Source organism: Myxococcus sp. MISCRS1 (assembly GCF_026626605.1).
GTDB lineage: Bacteria > Myxococcota > Myxococcia > Myxococcales > Myxococcaceae > Myxococcus > Myxococcus fulvus.
This window is the reverse complement of the sequence record NZ_JAPNKB010000001.1, coordinates 4,361,198-4,377,693: the sequence shown is the minus strand read 5'-3', so window position 1 is coordinate 4,377,693 and position 16,496 is coordinate 4,361,198. Positions and strand designations below refer to the sequence as shown.

Below are 16,496 nucleotides of genomic sequence, written 5' to 3'. Positions count from 1 at the left end.
CCCACACGCACCGTTCGCGCGTGGGCTCAGGGGTTGGACCTTCGTCCACTCCGGGAGGAGGAACAGTCAGCTCCAGGGCAGGACGTCCAAGCGCTTCGAGACATCCCTGCGGAAACGCCGCCCCGCATCACCGCCCGCACACGGTGTCTAGAGCAGCCCGAGCAACGAGAGGGTCGCCGTGCCGCTGTGCCGGGCGAGGCCCTCTGGCGAGGAGCAGGCATCCAGGTCGGTGTTGAGCACGGTGGTGGTCCGAATCGCCGTGGCGCCCTCGAACTTGCCCGAGACCACCGAGCCCACATGCGTGAAGACGACGGAGAGCCCCTCCACCCGCGCGCCGAGCCGGGTCAGGGTCAGGGTGGAAGTCTCGAGGGTGTTCCAGGTGACGACCGAGTTTGTCGTGCCGATGTCCAGCAAGTCGGAGCAGGCGAAGCTGGGCCGGAAGACGTTGAGGGGGGTGTTGCCGGAGGTCACCCCGCCGAACAAGGAGTAGCAGTTGGAGTAGGTCGTCGTGCCCGTGGTCGTCACTGCCTGGGAGGTGTTCTTCAAGGGCGGGGAGTAGTCGAGCACCGTCGAGCCGATGGGGCAGGAAACGAGCGTCACCAGGCCCTGCTCCGCCGTCGCGGGCTCCTCGATGGGTTGTGGCGCGGCACTCTCCTCGAGCCCTCCGCAAGCGGTGAGGACACTTCCTGTCAGCATGAACACCACGACCGTGCCCCATGATGGGTGACGCATGATGGCCTCCTGGATGTGAGGCATTGGCTATATCTGTCTCGGTTTGGCGCGTGCCAGTCACGGCGCGAAGCGCTGTTCGAGACGGCTCAAACGTCTTGGACTCCAGTACAGGCGTCCAGGCTCAGCGCAAGGTGTCCGGGAGCTTCGAGAACTCCACGCGCGGGACACCGACCTGTGTCACCGCCTGCGCGCCGAACCAGTTCGCCAGCTCCGCGCACTTCGTCATCGGCCAGCCCCGCAGCAGGCCCAGGGTGAAGCCCGCCAGGAAGCAGTCCCCCGCGCCCGTCGGGTCCACCTCCTCGACGGGGCTGGCAGGAAGCTCGAGCGAGTCCTTCGCCGTGAGCAGCGTGCACCCGCGCTTGCCCCGGGTGATGACCACGCACGTCCTCGTGCGCACGGCGTCGAGGTCCATCGCGCGCGCCTCCTCCTCGCTCGCCTTGAGCACGTGCAGGTGCCCCAGCAACTCCGCGTAGGGCGTGTCCTCCAGCCGCTGGTTCCACACGCGTCCTTCGTCATCCAGCGCGCGCAAGAGGCCCTGCGCGTCGGCGAGGACATGCCGGGCCCGCTGCGACATCCGGACGAGCGTCTCCGGCGGCACCTCGCCCATCACCCCGCAGGCGAGCGCCACGCGCGCATCGAAGAGGATGTCCTCGGGAGCAATGCTCGCCGAGCGCGCGTCGACACGGAGCACGCGCTCCTCCCGGCTGAAGTCCGCGAGGAACCGCGTGGTGCGAGTTCCCGGGACGATGCGCGGTGGGTACCGGACGCGGTCCGCGTAGGCGAAGTCCTCGCCCGCCACGGCCACCACCGCGTGGTCCACCCCGGTGGCGTCAAACACCGAGGAGATGTACGCCGCCGAGCCGCCGAGCGTGTGCACCTCCCCACCTCCGACCGAGGGCAGCACGTCATGGCAGTAGTTGCCCACCACCAGCACGTCGCACGATGAGCGCCTCGACACGGAGGGTTACTTGCGCGTGAAGGTCGCGGGCACGGGCGCGCCGGCGGCCTTCTCGTCCGTCCAGGAGATGTGCAGCACCCACCAGCGCTGGCCGTCGAAGACGAGCTGGATGTTGTTGACGCCCTTCGTGAGCACCGCGCCCTCCGGCGCCTCGCGGGCCTCGTACGCGCTCAGCACGTTGACCAGGTCGCCATAGCCATACACCTGACGGTGCGTCTCCTTCTCGAAGAAGCCGTGCGTCTTGAAGAACGTCTCGCCCCAGGCCACGTAGTCATCCGGGGTGATGGGGGACACACCCGGGAGCCCGCCGGGCTTCGCGCGATGGACGGACGCCATCTGCGCGCCCGGATAGAACAGCGAGCGGAAGCGCTGCCAGTCACGCGCCTTGCCCGCGGGGCCGCTGATGACGTCATAGAGCGCGGCCAGCAGCGCCTCCTGCGTCTTCACGTCCTCCGGACGCCCGGGAGGATGTTGCTGGAGCGCCGCCTGGGTGCGCTCCGCAGCGAGCTTCATCGGGCTGGGCGCGGCGGGCGGCTTGGGCGCGACGGGAGGCGGCTTCGCGGACTGCGCGAGGGCGGAGGCGGAGCTCAGCAGGACGACGACGGGGACCGCGGTGATGAAGCGGGGCATGGGATGGACCTCCAGACGTCGAGGAAGCACCGCGCGGCACGTTACCCTGACGTCCGGGGAATGTCTGACGCGGTTCGAGGCGGGCGCGTGTGTTCGCGCTTCGACACTCGACGCGCGGCGCAAAAGCCCTGGCTCCGGGTGGCACGGTGAGGGCCCGTCCGTTAGGGTGCCCCGCCATGATGCGACGACTCCTGCTGACCCTGTTGTTGTCCGTGTCCTCCACCGCGATGGCGGCGGAGACGCTCACCGTCTACTCCGGCCGCAACGAGAAGCTCGTGGGGCCGCTCCTCAAGAAGTTCACGGAGAAGACCGGCATCGAGGTGAAGGTGCGCTACGGCGAGACGCCGCAGCTGGCCGCCACGCTGCTGGAGGAGGGCGACAAGACGCCCGCGGACGTGTTCTTCGCGCAGGACGCGGGGGCGCTCGGCGCGCTGAGCAACGCGGGCCGCCTGCAGGCGCTGCCCAAGGCCACGCTCGACAAGGTGGACGCGCGCTTCCGCTCGCCGACGGGCCAGTGGGTGGGCGTCAGCGGCCGCGCGCGCGTGGTGGCGTACAACACCCAGAAGGTGAAGGCGGCGGACCTGCCCGACAGCATCCTGGGTTACACGGATGCGAAGTGGAAGGGCCGGCTGGGCTGGGCGCCCACCAACGCGTCCTTCCAGGCCTTCGTCACCGCGCTGCGGCTGCTCAAGGGCGAGGACGCGGCGAAGCAGTGGCTCCAGGGCATCCAGGCCAACGGCGCGCGCGTCTACAAGAACAACGCCGCCATCATCGAGGCGCTGGGCCGCGGTGAAATCGACGCGGGCTTCGTCAACCACTACTACCTGTACGCCGCGAAGAAGAACAACGCACAGCTGCCGGTGGCCAATGACTTCTCCGCGCCGGGCGACCCGGGCGCGCTGGTGAACGTGGCGGGCGTGGCCATCCTGAAGGGCTCGAAGAAGGTGGACGCGGCGCGCAAGTTCTCCGCGTGGCTCCTGGAGAACGACGCGCAGACGTACTTCTCCCAGCAGACGCACGAGTACCCGCTGGTGGCCGGCGTGAAGACGGCGCAGGACCTGCCGGCGCTGTCCAAGGTCGGCTCGCCGGACCTGGACCTGTCGAAGCTGGATGACCTGCGCGGCACGGTGAAGCTGCTGCAGGACACCGGCGTCCTCTAGAAGGAGCGGGCTTCGTGACACGGCGGGCTCCGCGGTGGTTGTTGATATCGGGCGTGCTGGTGGCGGCGCTCGCCGTGCTGCCCGCCGTGTACCTGGGGGTTCGCGCGGCGGAGGCCGACGCGAGCGCCTGGGGGCTGCTCTTCCGGGAGCGCACGTGGGGCCTGCTGTGGCGGACCTTGGGGCTCGCCGCGGCGGTGACGGTGCTCGCCGCCGCGGTGTCCCTGCCGCTCGCGTGGCTCACCACGCGCAGTGATTTGCCGGGCCGTCGCCTGTGGACGGTGCTGTTGTGCGTGCCGCTCGCGGTGCCCACCTTCGTCAGCGGCTATGTGCTGCTGGCCGCCTTCGGCATCGGCGGAGTGCTGGAGGAGGTGCTGACGCGCTGGGGGCTGCCGGTGCCGCCGGTGTATGGCTTTCCCGGCGCGCTCGTGGCGCTGACGGTGTCCACGTATCCGTACTTCTTCCTCGCGCTCCGGGCGGGACTGCTCGCGCAGGACCCCGCGTGGCTGGAGGGCGCGCGCAGCCTGGGGATGAGTCCGACGCGGGCCTTCTGGAAGGTGACGGCGCCGCTGTTGCGTCCGGCCTTCGTGTCCGGCGCGCTGCTCGTCGGCTTGTATGTGTTGTCGGACTTCGGCGCGGTGGCGCTGGTCCAGTACGACGCCTTCTCGCGCGCCATCTATGTGCAGTACGAGGGCGCGTATGACCGCGCCTACGCCGCGCTGCTCGGGCTGGCGCTGGTGGCGGTGACGGTGGTGGTGCTGGTGCTGGAGGTGCGGCTGCGCGGACGTGCCGGCTATCACCGCAGCTCCAAGGGCGCCGCGCGGGCCTCGGCCCCGGTGACGCTGGGGCGCTGGCGGGTGCCCGCGCTGCTGTTCTGTGGCGCGGTGGTGCTGGCGGGCGTGGTGCTGCCGGTGGGCGTGCTCCTGTACTGGGGCGCGCGAGGGCTGGCGCAGGACGAGGCGTCGCTGATGCAGCCCGCGCTGGGCTCGCTGCTCGCGTCGGTGCTGGGCGCGGTGGCGTCGGTGCTGGGCGCGCTGCCGCTCGCGTTCCTCGCGGTGCGCTACCCGAGCCGGCTCACCCTGGCGATGGAGCGCGTGTCCTACGTGGGCTACGCGCTGCCGCCCATCGTGCTGGCGTTGTCGCTCGTCTTCCTGGGCGTGCAGGCGCTGCCGTTCCTCTACGGGACGCTGGTGATGCTGGTGCTCGCGTACGTGGTGCGCTTCCTGCCGCAGGCGGTGGGCACGGTGCGCTCGGCGCTGCTGCAGCTCAACCCGCACCTCGCGGAGGCCGCCGCGTCCCTCGGTGAGGCTCCGGCGGGGGTGTTCCGCCGCGTCACCGCGCCGCTGCTGCGTCCGGGATTGCTGGCGGGAGCGGCGCTCGTCTTCCTCACGGCGATGAAGGAATTGCCGGCGACGCTGCTGCTCGCGCCCATCGGCTACGAGACGCTGGCCACGCGCGTGTGGGGCGCCACCGCCGAGGGCCGCTTCGCCGAGGCCGCGCTGCCCGCGCTGGTATTGATGGCTGTCTCCGCGCTCGGTGTGGGGTTGCTTGTAGCGCAGGAGGGTGACGCACCTCGGGGCTGAGACACGGCCTCGGAATCCGAGACACTGAGAGGTGCTTCATGTGGCTTGGCCTCCCCCTTCGCAGGCGGTATCACGTCGGGCTTCATGTCCCTGCCAGAGTCCGTCCTTCCTCCGCTCGCCGCCGACGCTTTCGCCACCACGGAGAATGCTCTCGGTGAGCTGCCCTGTGGCCCGCCGTACTCCGCGCGGCACGTCCAGTCCGTGCTCGAGGAGAAGAAGCCCACCACGTTCGACGGCGCGGTGAAGGCGCTGGGGTCCGCGGGCAGCTCCACGCTCGCGTTCGTGGCCTCCGTCTACAAGGACGCGCCGCGCACGGCCGCCACGCTGGCGGGGCCCTTCATCGTCACCGAGCCCACGGGGCATGTGGGGGATTTGCACGTCCAGGGGGACCTGACGCTGGAGAAGTCGCTCGTCGTCGTGGGCGACCTCACGGTGGACGGCGTGCTGCACGATGGCGAGCACACGAAGCTGGTGGTGGTGGGGCAGGTCCGCTGCCGCGCGATGCACACCTCGGGCTGGGTGACCATCCTCGGCGGGCTGACGGTGGAGCACGCGCTGTATGGCCGCTACAACGATGACTCGGTGGAGGTGCTCGGCCCCATCACCGCGGGCCTCATCGTGAGCGACGACCACCTCATCTACGGCAAGCCGAAGACGGCGAAGCTGCGCCCGTCCCAGGGGGGCGCCTGGGGGCCGGACACCTTCGACGCCCGGGACCGGGCCCACAAGGCCGAGCTGCCCAAGGTCCTGGTGGACGGCATCACCTCCCTCGACGAGGACGGAGAGGTGAAGGTGGACGGGGAGAAGCTGGTGGCCGCTCGGCCGCCCTGGAAGTAACGGCGGAACGCGGTAGGGTGCGTGGCGCTTTCGCCATGCCCCTGCTCTCGCTCGAAGCCCTGTCCCTTCGCTACACCACCGGCGGCACCGCCGCGGTGGATGGCCTGTCGCTGTCGGTGGAGCCCGGTGAGGTGGTGGCCCTGCTGGGCCCCTCCGGCTGTGGCAAGACGACGACGCTGCGCCTGGTGGCGGGCTTCGAGCGCCCCGGCGCGGGCACCATCGCCCTGGACGGCCGCGTGCTCGCGGGCCCCGGGACGTTCGTCGCGCCCGAGCAGCGCAGCGTGGGCATGGTGTTCCAGGACTACGCCCTGTTCCCGCACCTGTCCGTGCTGGAGAACGTGACGTTCGGCCTGTCGAGAATGCCGCGCGCGGAGGCCGAGAAGAAGGCCCGCGCGATGCTGACGCTGCTGGGCCTGGGTGAGTTCGGCGCGCGGATGCCGCACGCGCTCTCCGGTGGACAGCAGCAGCGCGTGGCGCTCGCGCGGGCCTTGGCGCCGGGGCCTCGGGTGCTGCTGTTGGACGAGCCCTTCTCCAGCCTGGACAGCGCGCTGCGCGCCTCCACGCGGGTGGAGCTGCGGCGCGTGCTCAAGTCGCTGGGCGTCACGGTGCTGCTCGTCACGCATGACCAGGCGGAGGCCATGGCCTTCGCGGACCGGATGGCGGTCATGCGCTCGGGGCAGGTGGAGCAGGTGGGCACGCCGGAGGCCGTCTACTCGACGCCGCGCACGGCCTTCGTCGCGTACTTCCTGGGGGGCACCAACCTGCTGCCCGGGATGGGCTTCGGCGGCGCGGCGCGCACGGTGCTCGGCAACCTGCCGGTGGTGGGGCAGGCGCGCGGCAAGGTGCTCCTGTCGCTGCGCCCCGAGTCGCTGCGCCTTACGCCGGACACGGACACCGTGGCGGTGGGAGGCGCCCTGCGCGCGGAGGTGTTGTCGCGCGAGTTCCAGGGCCCCAGCGCCGAGTTCACCATCGCCTGTGGCGGCATGGAGCTGGTGGTGCGCGGCGCGCCGGAGCTGCCCCTGCGGGCCGGTGACCGGGCGCGCCTGGAAGTGGTGGGCCGAGCGGGCGTGCTGGAGGACAGTCCCGACTAGCTCGGCTGTCCTCCGAGCGTGCGGACGGCATACGCTGTCGGTGTCCCCCGGGTGCAATCACCCGGGCTCTCCGTGCGTAGAGGTGGGTATGAACATCGCAGGTCTTCGTGGCATGGGCACCCGCTTCTTCCGGTACGTGAGAGACCCTCGCGTGTCGCTCTGGCGCAAGCTGGCCGGAGTGCTGGCGGTGGTCTACTTCGTGTCGCCCGTGGATGCGGTGCCGGACGTCATCCCCGTGCTGGGCTGGATGGACGACCTGGGCGTGCTGTCCGCGGCGGCGCTCTTCATGATGCGCGAGGTGCAGCGCTACCGACCCGAGCAGCCCTGGGACGGTGTGCCTCGCGACGAGGAGGGACACGAGCGCGTGCCGCCCACCGTCCGCAAGCACGTCTGAGCGGGAAGGTTCCGCCGGGAATCCCCGGCTCCAGCACTGTCCCAGGAATGTGACGCCGCGCGTCCGCGAGTTCCCGTGGTGCGCGCGGAAGGGACGCGGAATCATGGGTGTGCATGGACACGTCCCAGGGAAGCAAGGTGGTCCTCGTCACGGGAGCCTCCTCGGGTATCGGCGAGGCGTGCGCGGAGCTGCTGACGGTGCGCAAGCACGTCGTCTACGGCACCAGCCGTCGTCCTCCGCAGACGCAGTCGGTGGGCTACCGGATGCTGGCGCTGGACGTCACCCAGGAGGACTCGGTGCGCCGCGCGGTGGCGGAGCTCCTCGAGCGCGAGGGCCGCATCGACGTGGTGGTGAACAACGCCGGCCACGCGTTGGCCGGAGCCCTGGAGGACACCTCCGTGGAGGAGGCGTGGCGCCAGCTCGACACCAACGTGCTGGGCGTGCTGCGCGTGTGCAAGGCGGTGCTGCCGCACATGCGTGAGCGGCGCTCGGGCCTCATCATCAACATCGGCTCGCTGGGCGGCGTGGTGGGGCTGCCGTTCCAGGGGCTCTACAGCGCCAGCAAGTTCGCGCTGGAGGGGCTGACGGAGAGCCTGCGCCAGGAGGTGGAGGCGTTCGGCATCCAGGCCTCGCTGGTGGAGCCCGGTGACGTGCGCACGCGGCTGACGGACAACCGCGTCCGCGCCGAGGGCTCGCGTGACGGGTCCGCGTACCGCGAGCCCTTCGAGAAGGTGCTGGCCATCATCCAGAAGGAGGAGCGCGAGGGCGTGCCCGCGGAAGCGGTGGCGCGCAAGGTGCTCGAGGTGATGGAGGCCAGGGAGCCCGACGTGAGGTACTCGGTGGGGAAGCTCTCCCAGCGCGCCGCGGTGGTGGCGAAGACGCTGCTGCCCGCGAGGACCTTCGAGGGCCTCCTGATGTCCATGTTCGGCCTGAAGCGCCGCTGAGCACGGTGCGACGTCGTCAGAACTGACCACCCATGGCGAGGCCCGCGCCGTTGCGACCCATCAGCGTGGGCGTCACCGCCACCGGAGGCAGGCGGCGGGCATCGAAGTTGCGCGTCAGGTAGGCCGTCAGCGCCAGGCCGCCCATGACGCCGATGCCCGTGCCGATGAGGATGGGGTCCTCGTCGTTGTTGCCCGTGAGCAGCAACATGGAGCTCGCGCCCATCAACCCGCCGATGATGCCGCCCGCGTCGATGATGAGCATGCGGCCCCGGCTCACCGGCAGGTTCCGCGACAGCAGCGAGAAGGCGATGATGCCCGCGGACGCCGACGCCATCTGCGCGCCGAACAACGTCTCCGTGCTCTCTCCGTCGACGGTCCCCAGGAACAGCGTCGTCAGCACGCCGGCCCACAGGCCACCCGAGTTCGCCATCGACACCTGCCCCGCGGTGGGCTTCAGGGTGGTGGCGAGCACGATGCCGATGCCGGTGAAGGCCGCGCCGCCCAGCGCCACCGAGCCGAACGCCTCGTCCTCCTCCAGGTCGAGCGCGATGAGCGAGGCGACACCGAAATAGAGCCCCCACATCGTGCCGGAGTTGATGACCGAGGCCTGCCCCGGGGTGACTCCGTCCTGGACCAGCAGCAGCGTGCTGAGCGTGCCCAGGCCCGCGCCGAGCAGCGCGGAGGCCGGATAGGCCCGGTCCGCGCACTCCGCGATGGCACACAGCAGCAGCCCCTGGACCGCGCCATGCATCGTCTGAATCACCGTGAGCGAGGCCGCCGCGCCTCGTGTCGGGCGCTCCGTGTTCTCGAACACCGCGGCCTGCGCCAGCTTCGCGCCGGGCTTGAGCCGCGCGCGGGCCAGCCGCTCCAGCTCGGGCGCATGCGAGTGCTGCGGACACAACTCCAGGACCTGGCGGAAGCGCTCCGCGGCCTGCTCGTCGTCGCCCTTGCTGAGCGCGTCGAAGCCTTCCTTGTAGAGCGTCTCCGACTCGGGAGGACACGCGTCCGGCGTGGCCATCAGCGGCGGCGCCGTGAGCGTGTCCGACGGGCGGACAGGGGCTTCGTCGTGGGAGGGTGAGACCTGGGCGGCACCGAGAGCGACGAGCAGGAAGGTGGCGAGCGTCATGTGCACCCGCCACTTTACGCGACGACCCCGGCCCGTCCACGAGGGGAGGGGCCGAGGTCGCCGATGACTTGCAGCGTCGAGCCAGACGACCCGGGGTCAGCGCGTGGCGAGCGTGTCCACGTGCTGACGCAGCTCGACGTCATTGCCCAGTCGGGCGGCGAGCCCGGACAGGGGCTTCGCGGCCTGCTCGATGCGGCCGCGGGTGCGGGGCCCCGCCGCCACGAGCCAGGCCACGCCCAGCGCCAGCTCGGCCACCTCGGGCGCGCCGGTGAGCTGGCTGGCGAGGTTGAGCAGCGCATCCACCGCCTTCTTCACCTGGGCGCCGTGCAGCGCGTGGCCGCTGGTGATGCCCTCGCGCAGGAGCTCCAGCAGGGCGAGCGCCGTGCCGCGGGCCTGCCGCACGGGCTCGGGACCCGTGCCGGTGCCATCCCAGAGGCCGTTGGCCAGCTGGCGGCCCAGCAGCGCCTCCACGCCACCCTCCTGGCGCTCCTCGGCCATGGGGGCCAGGTCGCGCGACTCGCGCATCACCTCGTCCTCCGCCAGTGAGTCGTCGTACGAGTCCATGGGCGCCATCTCCGCGCGCTCCATCTCCTTCGCCTGCTTGCGGGACTTCTTCATCCCGCCTCCGCCGAAGATGCCGCCGAGCAGTCCGCCCGCGCTCTTCGCCATCTCGCCGACGGCGCTGCCTCTGGGCATCATGGGGGACGCAGGCGGAGGCGCCATGGGCGCCGCGGCGGCGGGCGCGGGGATGCGCATGGGCGGGGGCGGAGGCGGAATCTGCGCCGAGCCTCCACGGCTGCGCGCCCCGGGGCGCTGCACGACGTTGCCACCCCCCTCGGCGTCCTCCTCCTGCTTGTCCTTGCCGAACATGGCCCAGCCCGCGGGCGCGTTCACCGGGACGACGCGAGTCTCCGGCTGGCCCGAGGCGCGGCGGTCGCCCGTGCGCTCCTCGACGACGACGAAGGACGTGTAGCGCGTGACGATTTGATGGGCGACGGCGAGCTCGATGATGCGCTTCTTCATCGACTCGGCGCGCCGGCCGATGAGGCCCGTGGACTCCCAGCCCTTGATGCGCTCGGCGGCCCACAGCTTCTCCACCGCGGGACGGTCCGACTCGGCGGGGAAGCTCACGCTCACGGTGAGCGCGAAGGGCTCCTTGCCCGAGCGTCCACGCAAGGTCAGCTTGCCCGAGCCCGGCGTGGTGTAGCGGCCGAGCAGCGTCCAGGGCACGCCGTCCACCATCGTCGGCAGCTCCGCGGGCGCCAGCTCCGTGCCCTCCACGCCCTCGAACGTCGCCTGCAGCTCGGTGACGCGGGGGGCGAGCGCGCGGGCGAACTGGGCCACGACCTTGTCGTCGATGCGCTCGCCGGGGTGGATGAACTCCACGTCGCCACCCGTCTGGCGGGCCAGGTCGCGCAGCAGCGCGTCGCTCACGTTGGTGCCGATGCCGAACGAGTACACGCGCGCCGTCTTGCGCTCGGCGAGCACGGCGCGGAGGATTTCGTCCTCGTTGCCCACCTGGCCGTCGGTGAGCAGCACGAGCACGCCATCCGGCGCGGTGCGCGCGGCGGCCTGCATGGGCCCGAGCAGCTCGGTGCCACCGTCGGCGCGCAGCGCGGCAACCCACCGGTCCGCGTCCTCCAGCATGCGCTGGGTGAAGGGCACGGGCTGCGGCTGGAAGGAGCGGAAGCTGCTCTCGAAGGCGATGACGTTGAAGCGGTCACCCTCGCGCAGGTGGCGCAGGCACAGCCGGAGCGCGGCCTGGGCCTGGGGCAGGCTGTCGCCGTCCATGGAGCCGGAGACGTCCACCAGGAAGATGACCTCCTGCTTGGGCGGCGTGGACGCCATCGCGAGCAGGTCGGGCACCACGGTGAGCGCGAAGGTGCCGGGGTTGTCACCCTTGCGGTGGGTGACGAGCGGCACGAAGACCGCGCTGGTGTCGGGGCTGCGCAGGGTGAGGACCAGGTCGCGGTCCAGGGCCACCTCGCCGCGCGCGAAGCTCACGCGGCCCCGGGTGCTGCTCTCGCGGGTGAAGGTGATGGCGTGCGAGGGGCTCTCGACCACCACTTCGCGGCCCAGGTCGACGAGCAGGTCCAGGCGCAGGCCGTACTTCACCTGGCCGATGGGAGGGCTGATGCGGTCCGCGTCGGGGACGCGGGCGGTGGGCTCGGCGGCGCCGTGGCCGGTGCGGTCGCCGGAGGGTGCGCCGGGGATGTAGCGCGGGGCGACGAGCGTGGGCAGCATCCAGCGCACGCTGCCCTCCTCGGCGGTGACGGCCTGGAGGAACTCCACCTCGATGACGGTCTCCTCGCCGGGCAGCAGGTTGCCCACCTGCGCGGTGAAGACGTTGGAGCGCTCCTCGTCGAGCAGCGCCGCGCCGTGGCCGGCGGTGACGGCGTCGTCGTAGGTGCGGAAGGCCTCCTCGCGCTCCTTGACGACGCCGTCGATGCGGCGGCCCGCGCACGTCATGGAGAAGGCGGACAGGGTGCCATCGGAAGGAAGGGGGAAGGTGTAGACGGCCTCGACGGGGCGCTTCTCGTCGTTGAGGTAGCGCTGGCGCACGCGCACGCGCGCATGACCGCCGAGCAACTCACCGGTGACTTCGACGCCCTGCAGCGGCACCTGCTTGCCTTCGCGCGTGAACAGCCCAGCTTGCTCCTTCGTCATGGCTTCTCCTTGTCCTGGAACTCTTCGATGAGGGCGCGCACCCGCTCGGCGAGCGCGCGAGTCTTGGCTTCCGCTGAATCCGACACGTGCAGCTCCAGCCCGGGAGCCAGCTCCCACCGCTGGTAATTCGACGCTCCGTTGGGACGCCGGACGGGCGGCGCCGGTGCCACGTTTTGTGGCTCAGGCGAGGTCGCCGGCCCGTACGTGGGCGGCGTGGGGGTGGGGTCCGACTCGGCGAGCTTTCGCAGCTCGTCGGGCGTCAGCCGGAGCAGCTCCGCCTGGATGGCGTCCAGGGGGAGGAACCGTGCCTGGAGGACCCGGATGGCCTTGAGCCGGATGAGGTGCTCCTCGCCATACACGGTGTCCGGTCCCTTGAAGGGAGGCGCGGGGAGCAGTCCCCGCTGGACGTAGTAGCGCACCGTGCGGGGCGAGACGCCCGCCTCCTCGGCCAGCTCCGCCAGCTTCCACTCGCTCTGTGTCTTCCGCGTGTTCACGACACGAACAGTAGGACTCGACATAGATACTGTCAAGTCGACAGTGTCGAATTGTCGCGAGGGGAGTGTCGAGATGTAGGGCGGGTTGGTGTCGGATTGGACAGTACTGGTGTCGAGATGGGCGGATGGGTTGCGTGGGGTGGGGAGGGGTGGAACAGAGGGGGGATGAACGGTGCGGAAGGGTTGGACGTCTCGTCGATACGGTTGATTGGGACGGCGGTGACGCCGGCGGTGATGGTGTCGGCGTGCGGCATCGTGGCGACGGGGTTGGACAATCAGATTGCGCGGATGACGACGCGGATGCGGGAGATGTTGAGGGAGGTGCGGCTGTTGCCGGAGGGGCACACGCGGCGGGAGGTGTTGCGGCAGGAGGTGGACATCCTGGACCGGCGGCACGCGATCCTGGCGAGGGCCATCGCGCTCACGTACACGGCGCTGTTGTCGTTCGTGGTGACGTCGCTCTTGTATCTGACGAAGCGTCAGCTCGACATCCCGGAGCCGTTGCCGGTGGTGGCGTTCGCGTTGGGCGTGTTGCTCCTGGGCGCGGTGGCGGTGCTGGCGCTGGCCTCGCTGCGGCTGAGCCGGCTGGCCATCCAACTGGAGCGCGAGGAGCTCTTCGGGAGCAAGCGCAGGCCGCGGTCGAGTTAGGTGAGTCCGCCCGCGGGAGGGCTCTCCTCATCGTCATCGAGTCCATGGCGTGAGTCGTCACGCGAGCCGAAGCCGCTCCGGGCCGCCGCGGCGCCGACGGCGCGCAGGATGTCGAGCGGGATGGGGAGGATGGTGTGGTTTCCGCCCGTCGTGATCTCCACCAGCGTCTGGAGATAACGAAGCTGGAGCGTGGCCGGGTTGCGGCTGAGCACGTCCGCCGCCATGGAGAGCTTCTCCGCGGCCTGATGCTCGCCCTCGGCGGCGATGATCTTCGCGCGGCGCTCGCGCTCCGCCTCGGCCTGTCGCGCGATGGCGCGCTGCATCTCCAGCGGCAGGTCGATGTGCTTCACCTCCACGTTGGAGACCTTGATGCCCCACGGGTCCGTGTGCGAGTCGAGCACCTGCTGGATTTCGCGGTTGATGCGCTCGCGCTCCGTGAGCAACTGGTCCAGCTCCACCTGCCCCAGGATCGCGCGCAGCGTGGTCTGCGCGAGCTGACTGGTGGCATAGAGATAGTCCTCCACCTGGAGCACGGCCTTGTCCGCCTGGATGACGCGGAAGTAGACGACGGCGTTGACCTTCACGCTCACGTTGTCCCGCGTGATGACGTCCTGGGGCGGCACGTCCCGAGCCACGGTGCGCAGATCGATGATGACCATGCGCTCCACGAAGGGGATGAGCCAGCGGAAGCCCGCGCGCTTCAGTCCCACGTAGCGTCCCAGCCGGAACACCACGCCGTTCTGGTACTCGGTGACGATGCGCACGCCGGAGAGGAACAGCAGGAAGACGGCGCCCAGGGGGATGAGGAACCCGAGCAGTCCGAATACGTCGGTCATGGCTTCACCTCGTCGACGAAGAGGGTGAGCCCGTCCACACGACGGACCACCACGTGGGTGCCCTGGCGGAGGGGCTTGGGAGAGGTGGCGCGCCAGCGCTCACCGTGGACGAAGACCTCGCCGTTCTCGGGCGAAGTGGGCGAGAGCGTGGTGCCCTCCTCGCCGACGAGCCCCGCGTCACCGCCGAGCTGCGGCAACTTGCGCGTCTGCGCGCCTCGCCACGCGATGTAGGCCGTGGCCCCCGCGAGCACCAGCGTGGTGGGAATCAACCAGGCCCACGTCACGCGGAAGGACGGGTCCACGAACCAGCCCGGGTCGAACCGGTCCACGAGGAACAGTCCACCCAATCCCAACAACACCACGCCCGAGGCCCCGAGCAGTCCACTGGTGACGAACAGCTCCGCGACGATGAGCGCCACGCCGAGCAGCAACAGCAGCAGCGCCCCCGTGCGAACGGGCAGCGCGGAGGACGCCATGAGCGCGAGCACCAGCGCCACCGCGCCGAGGAGCCCTGGAGCGATGCCGCCCGGATGGGTCAGCTCGACGACGAGCCCGAGCGCGGCCATGAGGAACAACAGGTAGACGAGCGAGGGATGCGCGAGAGCATGGACCAGTCTCTGTGACAGACCGGGCGTCAGCTCCACGAACCGCGCATCGCGGGTGTCCAGGTGCACGGTGTCCCCGCTGGCCACCTGGACCGCGCGTCCATGCACCTGGTCGAGGAACCCCTCTTCACTCGAGGACAGGTACTCCACCACGCGCAGCTCACGGGCCTGGTCCGCGCTGACGGCGACGCTGTCGCGCACGGCGGAGGCGGCCCAGGAGGCATTGCGCCCGCGCTGCTTCGCGATGCTCTCCGCGAAGGCGACGGTGTCGTTCTCTACCTTCCGCGCGAGCTGCGAGCCTCCCGCCGCCTCCGGGTCCTCGCCGGTGAGTCCCACCACGGGATGTGCGGCGCCGATTCGGGTGCCCGGAGCCATGGAGGCCACATTCGAGGCGAGGGTGATGAACACACCTGCGCTGCCCGCATGCGCACCAGAAGGGCCCACCCAGACGAGCACGGGCACGGACGAGCCCAGGAAGGCGCGCACGACGGCGTGCGTGGCCTCCAGCGAGCCACCCGGCGTATCCAATCGGACCAGCAGCGCCGAGTGCCCACCCAGCTCCGCGCGCCGAACGCAGTCGACCAGATATGCGCCCGAGCCGGAGTCGACCACGCCATCCAGCTCACAGCGAGCCACCGTGTCGTGAGGAACCTCTGTCGGCGGTGTCGCCGCGAGCAACCCCAGTGACAGTGACAGCAGGAGCCCCATCGCTCCGAGTCGCCGCGTGTGCTGGAGTGTCGAGGCTCCCATGGAACGAGAGGGCCACACGTCACACCTCCTGGAACTGGAGCGAGCCCTGGAGGGCGCCCCGCGGGGCGTCGAGCCGTCGCGGACAGACGTTGCTGCGCCGCCGCCAATCCGCCTCGGAGCCGGTGCTGTTGCCGCACGACCTCGGCCTCCACGCGGCTTCGACGCACCGGTCGATGTCGCGCGACCTCCGAAGGAGGAAGTTGCCGAGGCGCAGAGCGGACACTCCATCACCGTGGAAACCCTCCCAGTCAGTCTCGAGGCAATGGACGGAGCCGCGTGACTCCAGGGCGCGCAGGATGGCCGCGACGTAGCTGTCACCAAGCACTCCGCTCAGCGGCTCAGCGCGGCCTCCACGCAGGAGCGCGGCGCGGCGCGGAAGCACGTCGAGCGCGACGCCACGATGAATGGCGGGTGCTCGCTTGCCGGCATCGACGACATCCCGCATGGCCGTGAAGCTCCCAGGGGTGAGGCCCTCCCGACACAACGGTGCTCATGGCCGACGGCCTCTTCCTCGAGGGCGCTCCGCATGTCCGGTATCCGGCATCGTGAGCGGGCGCCCCCCTGCCAGGCCGCTCAACGGCTGGTGGGACCCGGCGTCATGCCCAGATTGGGTTCAGGAGGTTCGCGCGGCATGGGCCGCCACAGGCAGTCCCATCATCTTGGACGAGGAGGATTCATGCGCCGTGTCGTACTCATCGCAGCCCTGGGCTTGGGTGCCACCGCAGCGTTCGCCTGTAAGACCACGCAGCCGCCCGGGACTGAGACGCAGGCGCCGATACAGGGGCCCGATCAGGTGAGAGAGCCCGTGCAGACGGTGCCGAACGAACCGCCAGGTCCCGCCACGCCCATGCCCGCCGAGGCGGACGCGGGCACGACGCAGACGCCGTAGCGACCAGCGCATGGCCGACCCTCGTCTTACGCAGCCATCATGATTCGAGCGGCACGGATGCCTCCGTGAGGGACGTCCGTGCCGAGCCATCTGGATGCGGCCCGTGACAGCACGCCGAGGCTCGCGCACAGTGCGCGGGCACAGGCAAGCACCCA

At 70.6% G+C, this 16,496-nt stretch carries 16 protein-coding genes; 8 read left to right on the top strand and 8 right to left on the bottom strand.

Features of this window, described 5'->3' with window-relative positions; all coding sequences use genetic code 11:
• Positions 1–147: 147 nt before the first annotated feature.
• From OWM54_RS17005 to OWM54_RS16995, 3 genes are all read right to left on the bottom strand, one after another.
• On the bottom strand, positions 148–732 hold the full coding sequence (locus OWM54_RS17005) for a hypothetical protein (protein ID WP_223749290.1): 585 nt from the start codon (positions 730–732) through the stop codon (positions 148–150).
• Positions 733–853: 121 nt separating this feature from the next.
• Positions 854–1,690, bottom strand: a complete 837-nt coding sequence (locus OWM54_RS17000) for a PfkB family carbohydrate kinase (RefSeq protein WP_267698192.1) — start codon at positions 1,688–1,690, stop codon at positions 854–856.
• 6 nt (positions 1,691–1,696) lie between these two features.
• Complete coding sequence (locus OWM54_RS16995) at positions 1,697–2,320, bottom strand: nuclear transport factor 2 family protein (RefSeq protein WP_267698191.1); 624 nt, start codon at positions 2,318–2,320, stop codon at positions 1,697–1,699.
• A 176-nt stretch (positions 2,321–2,496) separates the two neighbouring features.
• On the opposite strand from OWM54_RS16995, the gene OWM54_RS16990 reads away from it, so the two are divergent.
• From OWM54_RS16990 to OWM54_RS16965, 6 genes are all read left to right on the top strand, one after another.
• On the top strand, positions 2,497–3,480 hold the full coding sequence (locus tag OWM54_RS16990; protein WP_223749293.1) for an iron ABC transporter substrate-binding protein: 984 nt from the start codon (positions 2,497–2,499) through the stop codon (positions 3,478–3,480).
• 14 nt (positions 3,481–3,494) lie between these two features.
• A complete protein-coding gene (locus OWM54_RS16985; RefSeq protein ID WP_267698190.1) occupies positions 3,495–5,060 on the top strand; it encodes an ABC transporter permease in 1,566 nt (521 codons plus the stop codon).
• 84 nt (positions 5,061–5,144) lie between these two features.
• The gene (locus OWM54_RS16980) at positions 5,145–5,897 is read left to right on the top strand and encodes a hypothetical protein (RefSeq protein ID WP_267698189.1); all 753 of its coding nucleotides are present in this window, start codon (positions 5,145–5,147) and stop codon (positions 5,895–5,897) included.
• Positions 5,898–5,932: 35 nt separating this feature from the next.
• Entirely contained in the window at positions 5,933–6,988 is a 1,056-nt protein-coding gene (locus OWM54_RS16975) for an ABC transporter ATP-binding protein (protein ID WP_267698188.1), read from the top strand.
• Between the two features lie 88 nt (positions 6,989–7,076).
• Positions 7,077–7,382, top strand: coding sequence for a YkvA family protein (locus tag OWM54_RS16970; protein ID WP_223749297.1), 306 nt, complete (start codon positions 7,077–7,079; stop codon positions 7,380–7,382).
• A gap of 113 nt (positions 7,383–7,495) precedes the next feature.
• Positions 7,496–8,326, top strand: coding sequence for an SDR family oxidoreductase (locus tag OWM54_RS16965; protein ID WP_267698187.1), 831 nt, complete (start codon positions 7,496–7,498; stop codon positions 8,324–8,326).
• Positions 8,327–8,342: 16 nt separating this feature from the next.
• Here OWM54_RS16965 and OWM54_RS16960 read toward each other — a convergent pair whose 3' ends face one another.
• The 3 genes from OWM54_RS16960 to OWM54_RS16950 form a co-directional block, all read right to left on the bottom strand.
• On the bottom strand, positions 8,343–9,452 hold the full coding sequence (locus tag OWM54_RS16960; RefSeq protein ID WP_223749299.1) for a hypothetical protein: 1,110 nt from the start codon (positions 9,450–9,452) through the stop codon (positions 8,343–8,345).
• A 96-nt stretch (positions 9,453–9,548) separates the two neighbouring features.
• Positions 9,549–12,119 carry a VIT domain-containing protein gene (locus OWM54_RS16955; protein WP_267698186.1) on the bottom strand — a complete coding sequence of 857 codons (2,571 nt, stop codon included), beginning with the start codon at positions 12,117–12,119 and terminating at the stop codon, positions 9,549–9,551.
• Positions 12,116–12,613 carry a MerR family transcriptional regulator gene (locus OWM54_RS16950; protein ID WP_223782419.1) on the bottom strand — a complete coding sequence of 166 codons (498 nt, stop codon included), beginning with the start codon at positions 12,611–12,613 and terminating at the stop codon, positions 12,116–12,118. Before OWM54_RS16950 ends, OWM54_RS16955 begins: the two co-directional genes overlap by 4 nt.
• A gap of 165 nt (positions 12,614–12,778) precedes the next feature.
• Between OWM54_RS16950 and OWM54_RS16945 the strand changes: the two genes are divergently transcribed.
• Positions 12,779–13,261, top strand: a complete 483-nt coding sequence (locus tag OWM54_RS16945; RefSeq protein ID WP_223749302.1) for a DUF2721 domain-containing protein — start codon at positions 12,779–12,781, stop codon at positions 13,259–13,261.
• Here OWM54_RS16945 and OWM54_RS16940 read toward each other — a convergent pair.
• Positions 13,258–14,097, bottom strand: a complete 840-nt coding sequence (locus tag OWM54_RS16940) for a slipin family protein (protein WP_223749303.1) — start codon at positions 14,095–14,097, stop codon at positions 13,258–13,260. The genes OWM54_RS16945 and OWM54_RS16940 overlap by 4 nt on opposite strands.
• Positions 14,094–15,452 (bottom strand): NfeD family protein, encoded by a 1,359-nt coding sequence (locus tag OWM54_RS16935; protein ID WP_267698185.1) that lies wholly within the window; start codon positions 15,450–15,452, stop codon positions 14,094–14,096. Before OWM54_RS16935 ends, OWM54_RS16940 begins: the two co-directional genes overlap by 4 nt.
• A gap of 676 nt (positions 15,453–16,128) precedes the next feature.
• Here OWM54_RS16935 and OWM54_RS16930 point away from each other — a divergent pair.
• A complete protein-coding gene (locus OWM54_RS16930) occupies positions 16,129–16,341 on the top strand; it encodes a hypothetical protein (protein ID WP_267698184.1) in 213 nt (70 codons plus the stop codon).
• Positions 16,342–16,496: the final 155 nt, after the last annotated feature.